Annotated in this window: 17 protein-coding genes; 9 read left to right on the plus strand and 8 right to left on the minus strand. The window is 74.2% G+C overall.

Translation table 11 applies throughout. From position 1 onward, the window contains the following. Positions 1-23: 23 nt before the first annotated feature. Positions 24-548: a GNAT family N-acetyltransferase gene (locus D7223_RS11290; protein ID WP_238161814.1), complete on the plus strand. Its 525-nt coding sequence runs from the start codon at positions 24-26 to the stop codon at positions 546-548. A gap of 75 nt (positions 549-623) precedes the next feature. On the opposite strand, the gene D7223_RS11295 is transcribed toward D7223_RS11290, so the two are convergent. Continuing rightward, complete coding sequence (locus D7223_RS11295; protein ID WP_120727888.1) at positions 624-2,072, minus strand: M20/M25/M40 family metallo-hydrolase; 1,449 nt, start codon at positions 2,070-2,072, stop codon at positions 624-626. A gap of 112 nt (positions 2,073-2,184) precedes the next feature. Between D7223_RS11295 and D7223_RS11300 the strand changes: the two genes are divergently transcribed. Next, a complete protein-coding gene (locus D7223_RS11300; protein WP_120727890.1) occupies positions 2,185-4,332 on the plus strand; it encodes an amylo-alpha-1,6-glucosidase in 2,148 nt (715 codons plus the stop codon). A gap of 85 nt (positions 4,333-4,417) precedes the next feature. Continuing rightward, complete coding sequence (locus D7223_RS11305; protein WP_120727892.1) at positions 4,418-5,722, plus strand: NAD(P)/FAD-dependent oxidoreductase; 1,305 nt, start codon at positions 4,418-4,420, stop codon at positions 5,720-5,722. Between the two features lie 153 nt (positions 5,723-5,875). Here D7223_RS11305 and D7223_RS11310 read toward each other — a convergent pair whose 3' ends face one another. Next, positions 5,876-6,643: a spermidine synthase gene (locus D7223_RS11310; protein ID WP_120727894.1), complete on the minus strand. Its 768-nt coding sequence runs from the start codon at positions 6,641-6,643 to the stop codon at positions 5,876-5,878. A gap of 92 nt (positions 6,644-6,735) precedes the next feature. Next, positions 6,736-7,713, minus strand: coding sequence for a DUF2267 domain-containing protein (locus D7223_RS11315; RefSeq protein ID WP_120727896.1), 978 nt, complete (start codon positions 7,711-7,713; stop codon positions 6,736-6,738). A gap of 189 nt (positions 7,714-7,902) precedes the next feature. Between D7223_RS11315 and D7223_RS11320 the strand changes: the two genes are divergently transcribed. Further along, positions 7,903-8,214: a hypothetical protein gene (locus tag D7223_RS11320; RefSeq protein WP_120728192.1), complete on the plus strand. Its 312-nt coding sequence runs from the start codon at positions 7,903-7,905 to the stop codon at positions 8,212-8,214. A gap of 66 nt (positions 8,215-8,280) precedes the next feature. Here D7223_RS11320 and D7223_RS11325 read toward each other — a convergent pair whose 3' ends face one another. Both D7223_RS11325 and D7223_RS11330 read right to left on the minus strand, forming a co-directional pair. Then, positions 8,281-8,619, minus strand: a complete 339-nt coding sequence (locus D7223_RS11325) for an STAS domain-containing protein (protein ID WP_120727898.1) — start codon at positions 8,617-8,619, stop codon at positions 8,281-8,283. 58 nt (positions 8,620-8,677) lie between these two features. Continuing rightward, a complete protein-coding gene (locus D7223_RS11330; RefSeq protein ID WP_238161817.1) occupies positions 8,678-9,037 on the minus strand; it encodes an STAS domain-containing protein in 360 nt (119 codons plus the stop codon). Positions 9,038-9,279: 242 nt separating this feature from the next. On the opposite strand from D7223_RS11330, the gene D7223_RS11335 reads away from it, so the two are divergent. From D7223_RS11335 to D7223_RS11350, 4 genes are all read left to right on the plus strand, one after another. Further along, entirely contained in the window at positions 9,280-11,031 is a 1,752-nt protein-coding gene (locus D7223_RS11335; protein WP_120727901.1) for a PP2C family protein-serine/threonine phosphatase, read from the plus strand. Next, on the plus strand, positions 11,028-12,077 hold the full coding sequence (locus D7223_RS11340; protein ID WP_120727903.1) for a cobalamin B12-binding domain-containing protein: 1,050 nt from the start codon (positions 11,028-11,030) through the stop codon (positions 12,075-12,077). The genes D7223_RS11335 and D7223_RS11340 overlap by 4 nt, the downstream gene beginning before the upstream one ends. 82 nt (positions 12,078-12,159) lie before the next feature. Beyond that, positions 12,160-12,507: an STAS domain-containing protein gene (locus D7223_RS11345; protein ID WP_120727905.1), complete on the plus strand. Its 348-nt coding sequence runs from the start codon at positions 12,160-12,162 to the stop codon at positions 12,505-12,507. A gap of 70 nt (positions 12,508-12,577) precedes the next feature. Then, positions 12,578-13,021, plus strand: a complete 444-nt coding sequence (locus tag D7223_RS11350; RefSeq protein ID WP_120727907.1) for a response regulator — start codon at positions 12,578-12,580, stop codon at positions 13,019-13,021. A 31-nt stretch (positions 13,022-13,052) separates the two neighbouring features. Here the strand turns inward: D7223_RS11350 and D7223_RS11355 are convergent, their stop codons facing one another. The 3 genes from D7223_RS11355 to D7223_RS11365 form a co-directional block, all read right to left on the minus strand. Next, the gene (locus tag D7223_RS11355; RefSeq protein ID WP_186832224.1) at positions 13,053-13,898 is read right to left on the minus strand and encodes a hypothetical protein; all 846 of its coding nucleotides are present in this window, start codon (positions 13,896-13,898) and stop codon (positions 13,053-13,055) included. Between the two features lie 292 nt (positions 13,899-14,190). Beyond that, the gene (locus D7223_RS11360; RefSeq protein WP_120727909.1) at positions 14,191-14,619 is read right to left on the minus strand and encodes an OsmC family protein; all 429 of its coding nucleotides are present in this window, start codon (positions 14,617-14,619) and stop codon (positions 14,191-14,193) included. A 71-nt stretch (positions 14,620-14,690) separates the two neighbouring features. Then, entirely contained in the window at positions 14,691-15,641 is a 951-nt protein-coding gene (locus tag D7223_RS11365) for a serine/threonine-protein kinase (protein WP_120727911.1), read from the minus strand. 227 nt (positions 15,642-15,868) lie between these two features. On the opposite strand from D7223_RS11365, the gene D7223_RS11370 reads away from it, so the two are divergent. Then, complete coding sequence (locus D7223_RS11370) at positions 15,869-16,846, plus strand: helix-turn-helix transcriptional regulator (protein WP_120727913.1); 978 nt, start codon at positions 15,869-15,871, stop codon at positions 16,844-16,846. Positions 16,847-16,875: the final 29 nt, after the last annotated feature.

Here is a 16,875-nt window from a genome sequence, read left to right on the forward strand (position 1 = left end):
GGACGCCGGTCAGAGTGTCCGCCGTGAGATACCTGCGGACGGCCGGCGCGGTCGGGATCCGGCGACCCCGGCCCGGCGACGAGGCCGAGTTCACCGCCGCCGCCCGGCGCAGCCGGGACCTGCACCACCCGTGGCTGACCGCTCCCGCCGACCCGGCGGCGTACGCCGCGTACCTGGCCAAGCTGCGTCGCCGGGACCACTCCGGCTACCTGATCTGCGACCGGTCCAGCGGGGCGATCGCCGGGTACGTGACCATCAGCGCCATCGTCCTGGGCGCCCTGCGCGGCGGCTTCCTCGGCTACGCCGCGTTCCTGCCGTTCAGCGGCACGGGGCACGCCTCGACCGGCATCGGCCTCGTCGTCGACCACGCGTTCACCGCGCTGAGCCTGCACCGGCTGGAGGCCAACATCCAACCGGGCAACGAGCCGTCCCGGGCGGTGGCGCGCAAGCTCGGCTTCCGGCTCGAGGGCTACTCACCGGACTACCTGTTCATCGACGGGGCCTGGCGCGACCACGAACGCTGGGCCATCACCGCCCCTGACACCTGAGGCGGTGCCGGCAGGAGTGTGCGCCAGCGTCCACTGTCAGCTATCGAACCGTCACCGGTCGGGAGTGCGCCGCTGTCAACTGCCCGGCTTCGGGAACGCCACGGGGGAGCGGTGCCCGTCCCGCCCGACCGCGCGGACGCCGAAGAAGACGTTGTCCTTCGACAGGTCGATCGTCGTCTCGGTGACGTCGCCGACCTCGACGACCCGCTGCCACTCCGGTGCGGTGGTCTCCCGCCACACCACCTCGTACCCGGCCAGGTCCGGGTCGTCGCCGCGCTGCCAGCGCAGCGTCGTGTCGTTGGTGAGGTTCGTGGTCACCACGACCACGCCCTTCGGCGTGCCGGGGGCGCGGGCCAGCGACCACAGCGCCGCGCCGTTGACCCGGGTGACCCGGGTGATGTACGCGAAGTCGCAGAACTCCGGCAGGTCGCCGTACTGCTTGCCGTCCACCACGCGGACGTCCTGGTGCTGGTGCGCGAAGTCCTCGTGCGGCTCGGTGAACCGGCCGGCCGGCCACCCCTCGCGCAGGAACGGGATGTGGTCGCTGCCGCGCAGGTAGCGGTCCCGGCGGTAGATCACCCACACCCGCATCCCGGTCGCCGCGTTGTCGGCCACGTCGACCACGAACCGGGCGAGCTGCCGGGACGGGGAGTCGTTCTCGCCGCCGACGGACTGGCGGGTGGTCGCCTCGGCCGGGGTCTCCGCGGTCGGTACGCCCTCGGCGAACAGCCGCACCCGGTGCGGGTCGCGGGTGCCGTCGTCGGCGGTGCTGGAACCGATGATGTCGCAGCTGAACATGCCCTGCACGTCGGCGCCGGCGGCCCGGAGTCGCTGTGCGAGGTACGTCGACCCGTACAGGCCCTGCTCCTCGCCGGCCACCGCGGCGAACACGACGGTCGCGGCCGGCCGGCGGGTCGCCATGACCCGGGCCAGTTCCATCAGCAGCGCCACCCCGGAGGCGTCGTCGTCGGCGCCGGGCGCGTCGCTGGTCGCGTCCAGCACGTCGGTCGCCCGCGAGTCGTAGTGCCCGGTCACCACGTACACCCGGTCGGGCGAGGTCTCCCCGCGCAGCGTCGCCACGACGTTGGTGATCCGGGTGGCGGTGGGGATCCGGGCCGCCGGCTCCTGGACGTACGACTGGAGCTCGACTGTCATCCGGCCGCCGGAGGCGGCGGCGTACCCGCTCAGTCGTTCGTGGATCCAGTCCCGGGCGGCGCCGATGCCGCGTACCGGATCGTCCTGGCTGGACAGGGTGTGGCGGGTGCCGAACGCCGCGAGCCGACGCACGGTGGCCTCGATCCGGCCCTGGTCGATCTCCCGGAGCAGCGCGCGCAGCTCGCGGTCCGGGGCCTGCGGCCGGACCGGGTGGCCGGGTCCCCGCGGCGGCGCGGCCCCGCCGGCGCCGGCCGGCTCACCGACCAGCGGTACGGCCACCGCGGCGGCTGCGGTGGCGGCGGAAGCGGACAGGAAGGTACGCCGGGTGGACCTCGTGGGTCGGTCGCCGGCGCTCGCGTGGGATCCCATTCCGGCATCCTCGCCATCGACGGCGGTGTTTGTCCATATCGATCGCCGTAGATTCCAGATTCACCCGGTGCGGGTGATGACGCCGCCGGGCCGCCCTTCCTACGGTGGGTGGATGGCTGCCGCGCGCCCGACACCCGTCGACCCGTTCCCCGGCGTGACCGCGTTGACCCGGGAGTCGGGCGACCAACGGGCCATGCCCCCGGAGCTGGGCACCAACTCGCTCGCCGTGCTCAGCGGGCCGACGTTCCTCTACTCCGACTCGTGCGGGGACGTGCCGCCGGGCAGCATCGGCGGGCTCGTGCACATGGACACCCGCCTGATCAGCGGCTGGGTGGTCACCCTCAACGGCGCACGCCTGCTGGCGCTGCGCGGCGAGACCGTGGACCACTACTCGGCCCAGTTCGTGCTGACCAATCCGGAGATGCCCGGACTGCCGCCGGACAGCGTCGGCGCGCGGCGCCTGCGCTACATCGGCGGCGGGTTGCACGAACGGGTGGAGCTGTTCTCCTTCCGCAGCGAGCCGAGCCGGGTGGAGCTGCGGCTGGCCGTCGCCACGGACTTCGCCGACCTGTTCGAGGTCAAGTCCGGGGTGCGGGAACGTTCCACCGGGATAACCCGCTCGCACTCCCCGGCGGAACTGCGCTTCGACTACACCGGCGACGGGTTCGACGCGTCCACCGTGGTCCGGTCGGACCCGCCGGCCACCCGGGTCGAGGGTGACGACCTGGTCTGGGAGATCGACCTCCCGCCCCGCGGGGGATGGCAGGTGGACCTGGACGTGCCGCTGGAGGGCGCGAGCGTGATGATCGACCCGATCGGTGGCGACATCGCCGGGGTGATCCACCACCGCAACGACAACCCGCTGCGCCGGTGGGCGGAGGAGCGCGCTGTCGTGCGCAGCGAGCACCCCCTGCTGGCCCGGACCCTCGACCAGTCCCGCCTCGACCTGACCGCGCTGCGGCTCGACCTGGAGATCCGCGGGCAGCGGGTGATGCTGCCCGGCGCCGGTCTGCCCTGGTTCCTGACCGTGTTCGGCCGGGACACCCTGATCACCGCGTACCAGACGCTGGTCGCCGGGCCGGCGCTGGCGCAGGGGGCGCTGCTGGCGCTCGCCCGCCTACAGGGCCGGACCTGCGACGACTTCACCGACGAGGAGCCGGGCAAGATCCTGCACGAGTTCCGCAGCGGTGAGCTGACCCGCACCGGGGCCAAGCCCTACAACCCCAACTACGGCACCGCCGACGCCACCCAGCTCTGGCTGATCCTGCTCTCCGAGTACTGGCGGTGGACCGGGGACGACGACCTGGTGCGGTCGCTGGGCGACAACGCCCGCGCGGCGCTGCGCTGGATCGACGAGTACGGCGATCGCGACGGCGACGGCTACGTCGAGTACGGCACCCGCTCCGCCGAGGGGCTGGGCAACCAGTGCTGGCGCGACTCGCCGGACGGGGTCCGCTTCTCCGACGGGCGGCTCCCGGTACTCCCCATCGCCACCAGTGACCTGCAGGGTTACACGTACGACTCGAAGGTCCGGCTGGCCGAGCTGGCCGACGGCCCGCTGGCCGACCCGGCGCTGGCGCGGCGGCTGCGCGCCGAGGCGGCGGACCTGCACGACCGGTTCAACCGGGACTTCTGGATCGAGGAGCGGGGCGGGTTCTACGCCACCGGCCTGGACGGCGACAAGAACCGCATCGACTCCAAGACCTCGAACATGGGCCACCTGCTGTGGAGCGGCATCGTGCCGGCGGAACGGGCCGGCACCGTGGTCGGCCAGCTGATGCACCCGGACATGTTCTCCGGTTGGGGCATCCGCACCCTGTCCCGGGAGGACCAGCCCTACAACGCCCTCGGCTACCACCTGGGCACCGTCTGGCCGCACGACAGCTCCCTGGCCGTGCTGGGCATGGCCCGCTACGGGTACCGGGCCGAGGCCAACCAGGTCAGCGTGGCCCTGCTGGAGGCGGCCGAGCAGTTCGGCCACCGGCTGCCGGAGGCGATGAGTGGCTTCGACCGGCGGCGCACGTTGTTCGCCATCCCGTACCCCACCGCGTGCAGTCCGCAGGCGTGGGCCGCCGGGGCGCCGCTGGCGCTGGTGCGGGCGATGCTCGGTATCCAGCCGGACGGCGGTCGCCTGGTGCTGGATCCGGACATCCCCCCGGAGGTGGGCCGGATCTCCGCCGAGCGGGTGCGCGCCTTCGGGAAGCGCTGGGAGCTGGAGGCGAACGGTCGGGCCGGCCACGTCCTGCTGTCCCGGACCTGACCGCCCCGCTCGACCCGCGTTCCCACCGCCGCCCCTTCCCGTCGCCACCACGTTTGCCCGGCGCGGCGATGGGAACGGGGCGGAAATGACGAAGCCTCGTGTGGTGATCGTGGGGGCCGGCTTCGCCGGTTACCACGCGGCGAAGACGCTCAGCCGGCTGGCGAAGGACCGCGCCGAGATCGTTCTCCTCAACGCCACCGACTACTTCCTCTACCTGCCGCTGCTACCCGAGGTGTCGGCCGGCGTGGTGGAGCCCACCCGGATCTCGGTGCCGCTGTCCGGCACCCTGCCCGGCGTACGGGTCGTCGTCGGTGAGGCCGACCACGTCGACCTGCAGAACCGCTGGGTCGGTTTCACCCAGCCCGAGGGCGACCACAACCGGCTCGCGTACGACCGGCTCGTCCTCGCCGTCGGCAGCGTCAACAAGCTGCTGCCGATCCCCGGCGTCACCGAGTACGCCCACGGGTTCCGCAGCCTGCCCGAGGCGCTGTTCCTGCACGACCACGTGGTCCGGCAGATCGAGCTGGCCGAGCAGGCGGAGGACCCGGACGAGCAGCGGGCCCGGGCCACCTTCGTGGTGGTCGGCGCCGGCTACACCGGTACCGAGGTGGCCGCCCACGGGCAACTGTTCACCGACGCGCTGGCCGCCCAGCGCCGCCGGCTCAAGATCCGGCCGAGGTGGATGCTGCTCGACCTGGCCCCCCGGGCGCTGCCCGAACTGGACAAGCGGATGTCCGACACCGCCCACAAGGTGCTCGACCGGCGCGGGGTCGACGTCCGGATGGGCACGTCGGTCGCGGTGGCCACGGCCGACGGGGTCAAGCTCACCGACGGCGACTACATCCCCACCTGCACCCTGGTGTGGTGCGTCGGCGTCCGTCCCGACCCGTTCGTCTCCCAGCTGGGCCTGCGCACCGAACGGGGTCGCCTGGTCACCGACGAGTTCCTCAACGTCCCCGGCTTCCCGGAGGTGTACGCCTGCGGCGACGCCGCCGCGGTGCCCGACCTGACCCGTCCCGGGCAGATCTGCACGATGACCGCCCAGCACGCCCAGCGGCAGGGCAAGCTGGTCGCGCACAACATCGCGGCGTCGTACGGGCAGGGGCGGCGCAAGCCGTACAAGCACCACGACCTCGGCTGGGTGGTCGACCTGGGGGGCAAGGACGCGGCGGCGAACCCGTTGAAGGTGCCGTTGGCCGGGTTGCCGGCCAAGGCCGTCACCCGGGGTTACCACCTGCTGGCCATGCCCGGCAACCGGGCCCGGGTCAGCGCCGACTGGGTCCTGGACGCGGCCCTGTCCCGGCCGGCGGTCCAGTTGGGCCTGGTGCCGGCCAACACCGTCCCGCTGGAGAGTTCCAGCCCCGAGATCCCCGTGCACGCCACCCCGTAACACCCACCCACCCGCCCCGGCCCGCCCCGCCCCGGCCCCGCCCCGGCCCCGGCGATCTTGCACTTTCGGTCGCCCGGATGCGTGCTTTGTGACGTTTCGCGGCGACACAAACTGCAAGATCGCGGGGTGTGGGGTGTGGGGGGTGGGAGGGGGTTAGGTGGGGCGGGCTCCGGACTGGAAGGTGTCCAGGGTGCGGCCGTGCAGAAGGCCGCCGGGGACCGGGTCGCGGGCGACGCGGGCGGCCAGCCGGGCGACCGGGAGCCGTCCGGCGCGCCCGGCGGCGGCCAGGACGACGTTGCCGTACCGCCGGCCGCGCAACATCCGTCGGTCGGCGACGAGGCACACGTCGGCGAAGACCGCCCGCAGGGTCGCCACCTGCACCCGGGTGAAGACCAGCGGGGGCAGGTCGGTGACGTTCAGCAGGTACACGCCGTCGGGCCGCAGGACCCGGGCCACCTCGGTCACGAACTCCACGCCCGTCACGTGGGCCGGCATCCGGGCACCCCGGTAGATGTCGGCGAGCACCAGGTCGTACCGGTCGGCGGGGGCGGCGGCGACCGCGTCCCGGGCGTCGGCGACCTTGATCGTCACGTCGCCGGGCAGGGCGGGCAGTTCGCGAGCCACCAGGTCGACGACCGCCGGATCCCGCTCCACGACCCGCTGGGCCGACCCCGGTCGGGTGGCGGCCAGGTAGCGGGGCAGGGTCAGCGCCCCGCCGCCCAGGTGCAGCACGTCCAACGCCCGGCCGGCCGGGGCCACCAGGTCGGCGGCGGCGGCCATCCGGCGCACGTACTCGAAGCGCAGGTGACGGGGATCGGCGACGTCCACGTAGGACTGCTCGACGCCCTGCGCCAGCAGCACCCGTCCGGTCGGGCGGGCCGGGTCGACGACCAGCTCCGGCCGGTCGTCGGCGTGATCCATGCCGGGCACGCTAGTCCACCACCGATGGGCCGGCCGGGCCGGCGGGCATTCGCCCACCGGCCCGGCACGCCGTGCCGGTGCGCCGGGTGGCCTCAGCCGCCGGCCATTCCGGCGCCGGCCTCGTCGATCGCGTCGTCGACGGCGTACGCCAGGTCGACGTCCTGCGCGGTCACCGCCCCCACCTGCCGGGAACGGACGGTCAGCACGGCGGTGGTGGCGTCCGGCCGGCCGATCCGCGGGCCGCGGCCGATCTCCACCCGCAGCCGGTCCAGCCGGTCCAGCACCCGGTCCAGGTTGTCCGCCGGCAACTCGACCGTCCGGGTGAGCGACGTGCCGTCACCCGACCAGTAGGTGAGCGCGTCCAGCGCGGCGTCGAGTTCCGCGCCGCGCAGCGGCGGCGTGCTGGTCGTCGGGCCGACCACCCCGCCGCCGGGATCCGGCGGGGCCAGCAGTTGCCGAAGCTCGTCCGGCACGTGCAGCGACTCGATCAGCTCGCCGTCGCGGTCGGCCAGCGCGGAGAGCGTCGCCGCCGCCTGGTAGCGGGCCTGCTCCGGGTCGCGGCCGCTGAGCCGGCCCACCTCGGCCAGGAAGCCGGGCAGGTCGTCGTGGGCGCGCACGCCGTCGACCGGCGTGACGTCGTGCAGCGACACCGGCACCGCCGCCAGCAACCGGCGCCGCTGGCCCTCGTCGAGGGCCCAGGCCAGGGCCAGCACGGTGGCCTCCGCACCGACCTTCGCGGTACGGAAGTCGACGCCGGCTCGTCGACCGATGTCGTCGACCAGGTCGCGGTAGCCCAGGGTGGTCACCGGCGCACCCGGGTCGGGTTCCGGACGCGGCCGGGTGGTCTCCCCGACACCGGCGGGAGGCGGTGCGGGCCCGCCCCGGGTGCTGTCGGCCTTGTGCCGGCTGCCCGCCGGCGGCGGCCCGTCCCGCCGGCCCCTGTCCAGGCTGGTGGGCTGCTTGGAGGCGCTCAGGCTGGCGCCGGTCTCACTGGCCTGCATGCCGCGTTCCCGGGCCTGGCGGGCCAGCGCCCGACGGCGCTGGTTGTCGCCCTCCATCTGCTTGCGCATGGTGACACCTCGCTTCCGCTGAGGGTGCTCACTACTCCGTCGGGTCGCCTTCCCGCCGGCGGTGGGGAAGTAACGGGCGCGGGCCGCGCCCGATCTTCATCCCGGGCGGGTGAGGGGCGCTCACCCCGGCGTGGCCGACGATGGCCACGGACCGCGGAACTTCCGATGTACGCGGAAGGGAAGGTCGTCATGAAGAGGATCGTCGAGATCGTGCCCGCCCGGCCCGGCTGGTACGCCCGTTGGCGACACGCACCCGAGGACACCCGCTGTTACGCGGTGAGCCTGTGGGCGTTGCTGGAGGAGGCGGACGGTACCGGCCGGGAAGTCATCGGTGTGGACTGCATCGGCCAGTGGCCGGGGGCGGACGACAACGAGGCGGGTGGGGAATTCGTCCGTTATCTCTTCCAGACGCCCGATTCGGGGACGCCGGAGGACGCGGCGCCGCCCGGGGTCGAGCAGCGGCAGGCCGGACCGCGTCTGCAACCGGTCACCACGCCCTGAACCACACTCCCGGGCCCCCGACCCCTGGTCCCAGGGTCGGGGGCCACCCCCCACCCCGGGTCGGGGTCAGCCGGTGGCGCGTAGGTCGGCGCCGGGCTCGACGGCCAGCAGCTCGGCCAGGCCGGTGCGGTCGAGCAGCTGCTGGAGCTGCGGGCCGACGCCGGTCAGCCGTACCGGGCCGGTGCCGGCGCGGTGCGCCACCAGGAACGCGCTGAGGCCGGAGGAGTCGCACAGCCCGACCCCGGTGACGTCGATCTCCAGCTCCTGGCACCCCTCCCGACGCAGCTCGGCGGCGAGGTCGGTCAGCTCCGGCGCGGTGTCGTAGTCCAGGTCGCCGGTCAGCCGCAGGCGGGCGCGCCCGGCGTCGAGCCGGGTCACCTCGATGGTCAACAGCTGGGACGCCATGGCTACATGTTTCCAGGACCACGCCGGGATGGCCAACGCGGGGCGGAACGCGTCGCCCTCAGCCCCGCCCGGCCGGACGTGCGGCGGCATCGGCGTGCGGGTCGCCCAGCGGCCGGGCCAGCAGCCCGGTGACGCCGGTCATGTCCAGGATCGTCGCCAGGAAGCGGGGGACGGCGCGCAACTCCAGGGCGGTGCCCGACTGCTGCCCCTCACGCCAGGCGTGCACGATCACGCCGAGACCGGTGCTGTCGATGAACTCCAGGGCGGCGAAGTCCAGCACGAGCAGTGCCGGCTTGTCCGCCAGTATCCGGTCGACCTCGGCGTGCAGCGGCGCCGCCGAGGTGTAGACGAGGTCGCCGCCGACCGTGATGACGGGAGCGTCCCGGTTCGACCGGTCGAGGGACATGCGCAGCGGCACCGTTTCGGATCTCCTCCCCTGGGCTGACCCGATCAACGCCTCTCCACAGGCTGCCGGTCAGCACGGCCGAGGGGATGGTAACAACCCCCGGCGGGCCCCGCCGGGGTGCGCACGTACCCGCCCGCGAGGGCGGCGCAGGAGTGGCGGAACCGGCTCACCGGCGTAGGGTGGGACGCAGAGATTTGACCACAAGCGTCGTTTCCGACGCGGTACGGATGTCGACAAGGAGTGGGGCTCGACTGGTGACTGCCGCCGACGTCAGGGGCCATGACCCGGGCGACGGACGTGTCTGGACGCCGAGCGCCGCGCGCACTCCGGCGTTCTCCGCCGACGTGCCCGGTCGTCCCGCCCTGCCCGCGCTCGCCCCGGACCGTGGCCACGCCGCGCCGGACTGGTCGGAGGTCGTCGAACACTTCCGCGAGGGTCTGGTCATCTGCGACGCCGACGGGGTCGTACGCCAGGTCAGTCCGGTCGCCGAGCGGTTGCTGCCCGAAGTCGTCCCCGGCGCGCTGCTCGCCGCGGCCGGGGTGACCGGTCTGGTCGCCGGCGGCGACTTCACCCACCACGGACGGCGGCTGCGCGCCCGACGGATGCCGCTGTCGGCGGGCCGCTCCTGCTGGTACGTCGAGGACGTCACCGAGATCGTCTCCCGCGCCGACGCGCTGCTCGCCGAGCGGGCCCGCTCGGCGTTCCTCGCCGTGGTCGGCGAGAAGCTGGGCAACCCCCTGCACCCGGACCGGGCCGCAGCGGCGGTGGTCCGGCTGGCGGTGCCCACCCTGGCCGAGGTCGCGGTGCTGGTGCTGGCGCCCCGCTCGGGACGCTCCCGCTGGTGGCGTGCCTCGCGCGGCGACGACGAGATGCCCACCGTGGACAGCGGCGTGCTGGCCGCTCCCGACCTGCCCCCGGCCATCGCCGAGGGCCTGCTCGGCGCCGAGCCGCACGCGGTGGACTGGCTGGTCGAGCAGGCGGTGGAGGCGGGCTGGCTGCCCGGCCTGACCTCGGTCGAGGCGTGCGCCCGGGTGGTGCCGCTGCCCGGCCGCGAGGCGCCGGTGGGGGTGCTGCTGGTCGCCCGGCGGGCCACCCGCTGGTACGACGAGGAGGACGTCGACCTGGTCCGGGCCTTCGCGGCGCGGGCCGGCGCGGCGTTGACCACCGCGGTGCTCTACCGCGACCAGGCCGAGGTGGCGGACACCCTGCAGGCCAGCCTGGTGCCGGTCGAGCCGGCCGAGGCCACGGGCGTGCAGTGGGGGACCGCGTACCGGCCGGCGCAGGCCGGGCTGCGCATCGGCGGCGACTTCTACGGCGCACACCGGCTGCCCGACGGCGGCTCGGTGTTCTTCCTCGGCGACGTCTCCGGCAAGGGTGTCGAGGCGGCCGTCTTCACCGGTCAGTTGCGGCAGTGCCTGCACGCGCTGCACCGGGTGGAGGCGCATCCGGCCCGGCTGCTGCGGCTGCTCAACGACGCGCTGCTGGAGACCACCCAGGCACACGACCGCGGCCGTTTCGCCACCATGGTGCTCGGCGTGGTCCGGCCGCACCGCGACGGCGGGCTGACCCTGGCCCTGGCCGGCGGCGGCCACCTGCCGCCGCTGGTGCTGCGCAACTCCGGTGCGGTCGAGCAGGTCCCGCTGAGCGGGATGCTGGTCGGCGTCGTACCGGACCCGCGTGTCGGGGAGGTGACGGTGCGGCTGGAACCCGGCGAGACGTGCCTGCTCTACAGCGACGGGATCACCGAGGCGCGCGGCGGCCGGCGGGGGCACGAGCAGTTCGGCCCGGAACGCCTGGTCAACGCGGTGACCGACTGCCAGCGGATGCCGGCGCCCGCCCTGGCCGAGCGGATCGAGCAGGTGACCTGCGACTGGCTCGGCCACGGGGACCATGACGACATCGCCGTACTGGCGCTGCGGGCGACCGGGCCGGGTGGGCGTACGCCCCGGCACCTGCACGCGGTGCCGGACCCGGCGGCGACCGGGACGAGGGGGCCGCGCGGGTGAGCGCTCCGACGACCCGGGCCGAACTGACCGACGTCTGGTCCGGCTACCTGGAGAGCCTCCAGGAGGCCGACGAATACGGCGCGATCGAGGTGGCGACCGGTCTGCTGGAGGACGGTGTGCCGGCCGAACGGGTCCTGCTGGACCTGGTGGCGCCCGCGCAGGCCGAGGTGGGGGAGCGGTGGGCGCGCAACGAGTGGAGCGTCGCCCAGGAGCACGCCGCCACCCACATCAGCGAGCAGGTGGTGGCGGCCGTCGCGGCGTACGCGGCTCCGCGCCCGACCCGGGGTCGGATCGTGGTGGCCTGCATGGACGGCGAGTGGCACGCGCTGCCGCCGCGGCTGGTGGCCGAGGTGCTGCGGCTGCGGGGCTGGCAGGTGACCTTCCTCGGGGCCAGCGTTCCGGCGGCGCACCTCGTGTCGTACCTGCACCGGCACGACGCGCACGCGGTGGCGCTGGCGTGTGCGCTGCCGATGCGGTTGCCGCACGCCCACCGGATGATCGAGGCGTGCCGCCGTTCCGACGTGCCGGTGGTGGTCGGCGGCCGGGGGTTCGGTGTGGACGGGCGGTGGGCGCGCCGGCTGGGGGTGGCGTGGGCGCCGGACGCGCCTTCCGCGGCCGACCTGGTGGCCGACGAGCCGGCGCTGCGCCGGGTGCCGCCGGCACGACTGTCCCACCTGGCCGACGACGAGTACGCGAGCCTGGTCAAGCGGCGCGGTGAGCTGATCGACGAGGCGGTCGCGGACCTGCGGGAGCGGGTGCCGTCGGCCCGGGACTACACCTCCGCCCAGTGGGACTCCACGATCGGCGACCTGGGTTACATCCTGGACTTTCTCGCCGCGGCACTCTACGTCGACGACAGCACGCTGTTCACCGAGTTCGTCGACTGGCTGGTCGCCGTTCTGACCAGCCGTGGCGTGCCGGCGGGCGCGGTGGGGGCGACGTTGGACCAGTACGCCCGCGCGCTGCGGGACTTTCCCCGGGCGACCCGGTTCCTGGCGCGGGGACGGGCGTCGGTGGCGGCGGCCGGCAGCGCGGCCACCGGCTGACCCGTGCCGGATCCGTCGGACCCCCTGCTTATACTTGCTCCACTGCAAGCGTCTCGGCCTGCGGTGGAGCGAGGGGGCCCGGGTGTCGTTCACCGTGACGTACGCCGAGCACGACGACGGCGGGGCGCACCTGCTGCTCACCGGCGAGCTGGACATGAGCACCGTGCCCGAGCTGACCGCCGCGCTGGACCGGTCGTTCGCCACCGGCGCCCGCCGCATCCTGCTCGACCTGACCGACCTGACCTTCTGCGACTCGACCGGCATCGCCGCCTTCGTGCGCGGCGACAACCGGGCGGCCGCCGAGGGCGGCTGGCTGCGGCTCACCGGCGCCACCGGGCGGGTCGACCGGGTGCTCCGGGTGACCGGTCTGGCCGACGTGCTGGGGCACGATTCCGACAGCCCGGCCCCGACACCGCGTACGGCCGGTTGATGGGCTAGATTTTCCCGCCAGCACGGTGACCGCCAGGTCCCGCCCTCCCGATACCACTAAGCAGGTAACCATGGGTTCTGTCGCGAGTCCGGTACGCATCCTGGTGGTGGACGACGACCCGGGTGACGTGCTGATGATCGAGGAGGCGCTCGCCGACTCCGACGTCGAGAAGGTCATCGACGTGGTCAGCGACGGCCAGGAGGCGATGGAGTTCCTGCGTCGGGAGGGCCGGCACACGGAGGCGCGACGTCCCGACGTCATCCTGCTCGACCTGAACATGCCCCGGATGGACGGCCGGCAGGTGCTCGGCGAGGTCAAGAGCGACGACGACCTGCGGACCATCCCGATCGTCGTGTTGACCACGTCCAACGCCGACAACGACATCCTGGGCAGCTACACGCTCCAGGCCAACGCCTACGTCACCAAGCCGATCGACCTGGACGACTTCAACGACGTGGTACGCCGCATCGACGAGTTCTTCGGCCGTGTGGTGGTGCTCCCGAAGCGCTCCTGAGGCGGCCGTCCCGGCGCGCCGCGCACGCCGGTCAGGTGAGCGCGGCGACGATCGTGGTGGCTCGCTCCTCGTGCTGGGCGTACGCGTCGGGGAAGGCGGACACCTGGACCGCCTGGGCCGCCCCGGCGACGCTCATCTCCGGCCAGCCGGGGATCTCCCGCAGCGCCCGGTAGAACGCGGCGGCGGCGTAGGACGGGCGCATCAGCTCGGCCACCGTGCCCCAGCCGCTGCTGGGCCGCTGCTGGAACAGGCCCACCGAGTCGTGGTCGGCCCCGCTGCCCTGGTTGGGCAGGTCGAGGGACTCCGGTACCCAGTCGTTGGCCAGGTTGTACAGGTTGCTCTCCTGCATCGCGGTGGCCATCGCGACGACCAGCGCCCGGCGCGGCATCTTCTCCCTGACGCCGACGTCGACGATCACCTTCGCGTTGTCCATCTGGACCTGGGTGAGGCCGGCGACCGGCCGGGGACGGGCCGGCCGGGCGGGTCGGGCCGGCTTCTTCGCCGCGGCCCGGGTCGCCGAGGGGGAGGGCTTGGCGCTCGGGGTGGGGCGGGCCGGGGTGGGGGAGACGGCCCGGTCGAGGGACCGGGAGGCGCGTTCGTCGGTGGCGGCGCGGTCGGCCAGGGCCTCGGCGACCGGCTCGCGTTCGGCCTCGGCGCGGTCGCCGGGGCCGCTGACCGCCACGGCGCCGACGCCGAGGCAGCAGGTGACTCCGGCGGCGAGCGCGATCCGCATCGGCACCGACGCGAGCAGGCCGCGTCGGGGCTGTTCGGGGAGGCGATGCCGACCGATCGTCCGTTCGGTTGAGGGGCTGTCGACCGTACGGGTGCTCGGTCGTTCCTCGGTCAGCTTCGGGGCGAGGGAGTCGTCGGGGTGCACCCGCCGAGGCTAGAGAGACCACGGCCCGTTGCCATCGGCCTGATTGGTGGCATGCGCCACAATTTGCGGCTATCCACCGGGACAATAGCCCCGATCGGCCAGCAAAGGATCTTTCTCGGCTGATCAGACTTGTCCGATAAAGCCGTGTGAAGACTCGTTTAACGGGCGGCCGGCCCGGCCTGATCACGGCGTAGGACGTCGCTCACCCCCCTCCCCCGTCCGGCCCCGATCCGGGGCCGGACGGGGGAGGGCCAGGGCATCCGGCCGGATCGGTGGCGGGCGCCCGGACGGATCAGTGCCGGCCGTTCTCGGCCGGCGTCACGGTCAGCCGGTGCCGGCTGGTGTCGCTGCTGGAGAACGGCCACAGCCGGTCGGCGTGTTCCACCAGCTCGGCCAGTTGCTGCCGGCTGAGCCCGGCCGACGAGATCGAGGCGTGCACGTCGGCCCGGTAGCGGCCGTCGTCGTCGCGGCCCAGCGTCGCCTCCGCGCGTACCTGCACCGTGTGCGCCTCGTTGGTGATCTCGCCTGCCGCCTCCACCGCGGCGTGGTGCAGGCAGGAGGCGAAGGCCGCGGCGAGCAACTGCTCCGGCGTGAGCCCGGTGCAGTGCGGTGCCAGCGGAGACGCCAGGGCGGTGGACAGACCGCCGTCGTCGGTGCGTACATGACCGCCCTCGGCGGTCGCGGTGGCCTTCTCGGGCAGCCAGGAACCTGGATCCGGCATGGCGCTCCTCCCGTCACTTCCCCGTCCGGCTACCCGGCCCCCGGGCGGTGAAACCGCGCCCCCGGGTCCCGTTACCGTTCCGCCGGCGCGGCGGACCAGTCGGTCAGCGCCGCCGCCTGGGTTTGTTCGGCGGCGGCCCGGTCGGTCCACGGCGACACCGCCTCGCGTTGCCGGGGCGGCACCGACTGGAGCATCGGCACGTACACCCGCGCGTCCACCGCCTCGGCCAGCAGCAGCGCGGCCATCAGGCTGGTCGGCCGCCGTGCCGGGTCGTCGGCGAGACAGTCGGCGCACAGGCCGGCCACCTCCGCCGGGAGGCCAGGCACCTCCGGCAGCGGCTCCGGGGGCCGGCGCCGCCGGGCACCGAGCAGCTGCGTGGTGGTGCCGGCCTGGTACGGCAGGCGCCCGGTCAGGCTGTAGTAGAGCAGGACGCCGAGGGCGTACATGTCCGCTGCCGGTGTCGCCGGGGCGCGGTCCAGTTGCTCCGGGGCCAGGTACGCGGGCGTGCCCACCAGCAGCCCGTCCGGCGTCGGGTCCGGGGCGCCGGCCGGGGTGGCGATGCCGAAGTCCAGCACCTTGACGCCGGCCGGCGTGAGCATGACGTTGGCCGGCTTGACGTCGCGGTGCACGATGCCGTGCGCGTGCGCGGCCGCCAGGGCCGCGCTGACCTCCGCGCAGACCCGTACCGCGATCCGCCAGTCCAGCGGGCCGGCGCGCAGGTGCGCGGCGAGCGTCTCGCCCTCGGCCAGCTCCATCACGATGTACGGCAGCGGCCGGCCGGGCAGCGTCGAGGAGGTGCCGAAGTCGTGCACGCTCGCCACGTTGGGGTGCACCAGGCGGGCCGCGGCGCGCGCCTCGGTGCGGATCCGCTCCACCGACGCGTCCCGCCCCTCCTGCCCGGGGGACATCAGCTTCACGGCCACCGGGCGGTCCAGCACCGAGTCGTGGGCCCGCCAGACCTCGGACATGCCACCGATGCCGATCCGCTGTTCGAGCCGGTACCGCCCGTCCAGCGTCCTCATCGACCGCTCCTCGACTTGTCGTGCCCGGATGCGCCGGGGTGTCCGCCGGTGCCTCCGATGCCGGTACCCGGCCTCCCAGCAGGACAAACCGGAGCGCCGGTCGCGGCACACGCCGGTCGGCGGGAAAGCGCGGGCCGCGGGCCACGCGTACGGTCACCTTCGCTGGGTAGCGTTCCGGTGCCGTACGTCGGTGCGGCTGGTCCGATCGACCGGACGAGAGGGCGCCCGTGTTCGACCCGCTGTCCGCCTCCGCACCGCCGGTGGGCGCCCCCACCGTGTGGGAGGCCCGTGGCCTGGACGCCGCCGAGCGGGCACTGCGGGCGTGCTACGGCCCGATCACCCTCAGTGGCGGTTCGGGTGGGGATGGGGTGCTCCGCCTGCTGCGGGCGCGACTCGGCCTGGCGTACCTGGACCACGCGAGCTTCGAGATGGACGTCGACGCCCGGGGTGGGCCGCTGGGCAGCCTCGCCGTCGGGCAGGTGACGTCGGGCCGGATCACCTACCGGTCCGCCGGTGGCCACCGGCACTACCGGGCGGGACAGGTGTTCCTGGCCGCCACGGCGGAGCAGGAGTACGACGTGGTGATCCGGCGGATCGACGCCCACCTCGCCGTCCTCGCCCCGGCGGTGGTCGCCCAGGCCGCCTCCGGTCCGGCGCGCCGCCCGGTACGGTTTCTCGGCCCGGACCCCGTCTCGCCGGCCGCCGCCCGCACCTGGGTCAACACCTACGCGTACGTCCGCGACGGCGTGCTCGCCGTGCCCGACGTCGCGGATCACCCGCTGCTGGTGGGCAACGCCGCCCGCCTGCTGGCCGCCGCCGCGCTGGCCACGTTCCCGAACGACGCGCTGACCGAAGCCACCGGGGTGGACCGCCACGACGCCGGGGTCGCCACGGTACGCCGGGTGGCGGCGTTCGTGGACAGCCATCCCGACCTGGACATCAGCGTCGCCGACATGGCGGCCGCCGCGCGGGTGAGCATCCGCGCGGTGCAGCTGGCCTTCCGCCGCCATCTGGGCACCACCCCCACGGCCTACCTGCGCCGTGCCCGGCTGCACCAGGCGCACCGTCAGTTGCTGGCGGCCGATCCGCGCACCACCACCGTCGGCCAGGTGGCCGCCCGGTGGGGCTTCGTCAACCACAGTCGCTTCACCGCGCAGTACCGGGTGGAGTTCGGGGTGCCACCCAGCCGGACGCTGCGCCGGTAGCCCGGCGTGCCGCGCCCCCGGGCTCACCG

Origin of the sequence: Micromonospora endolithica, assembly GCF_003626595.1 — a bacterium.
Lineage (GTDB): Bacteria > Actinomycetota > Actinomycetes > Mycobacteriales > Micromonosporaceae > Micromonospora > Micromonospora endolithica.

Bases quoted from the DNA above. Each gene is read 5' to 3' on its own strand.
- D7223_RS11295 (WP_120727888.1), bottom strand. From the start codon at position 2,072: ATGGGATCCCACGCGAGCGCCGGCGACCGACCCACGAGGTCCACCCGG.
- D7223_RS11300 (WP_120727890.1), top strand. From the start codon at position 2,185: ATGGCTGCCGCGCGCCCGACACCCGTCGACCCGTTCCCCGGCGTGACC.
- D7223_RS11305 (WP_120727892.1), top strand. From the start codon at position 4,418: ATGACGAAGCCTCGTGTGGTGATCGTGGGGGCCGGCTTCGCCGGTTAC.
- D7223_RS11310 (WP_120727894.1), bottom strand. From the start codon at position 6,643: ATGGATCACGCCGACGACCGGCCGGAGCTGGTCGTCGACCCGGCCCGC.
- D7223_RS11315 (WP_120727896.1), bottom strand. From the start codon at position 7,713: ATGCGCAAGCAGATGGAGGGCGACAACCAGCGCCGTCGGGCGCTGGCC.
- D7223_RS11320 (WP_120728192.1), top strand. From the start codon at position 7,903: ATGAAGAGGATCGTCGAGATCGTGCCCGCCCGGCCCGGCTGGTACGCC.
- D7223_RS11325 (WP_120727898.1), bottom strand. From the start codon at position 8,619: ATGGCGTCCCAGCTGTTGACCATCGAGGTGACCCGGCTCGACGCCGGG.
- D7223_RS11350 (WP_120727907.1), top strand. From the start codon at position 12,578: ATGGGTTCTGTCGCGAGTCCGGTACGCATCCTGGTGGTGGACGACGAC.
- D7223_RS11360 (WP_120727909.1), bottom strand. From the start codon at position 14,619: ATGCCGGATCCAGGTTCCTGGCTGCCCGAGAAGGCCACCGCGACCGCC.
- D7223_RS11365 (WP_120727911.1), bottom strand. From the start codon at position 15,641: ATGAGGACGCTGGACGGGCGGTACCGGCTCGAACAGCGGATCGGCATC.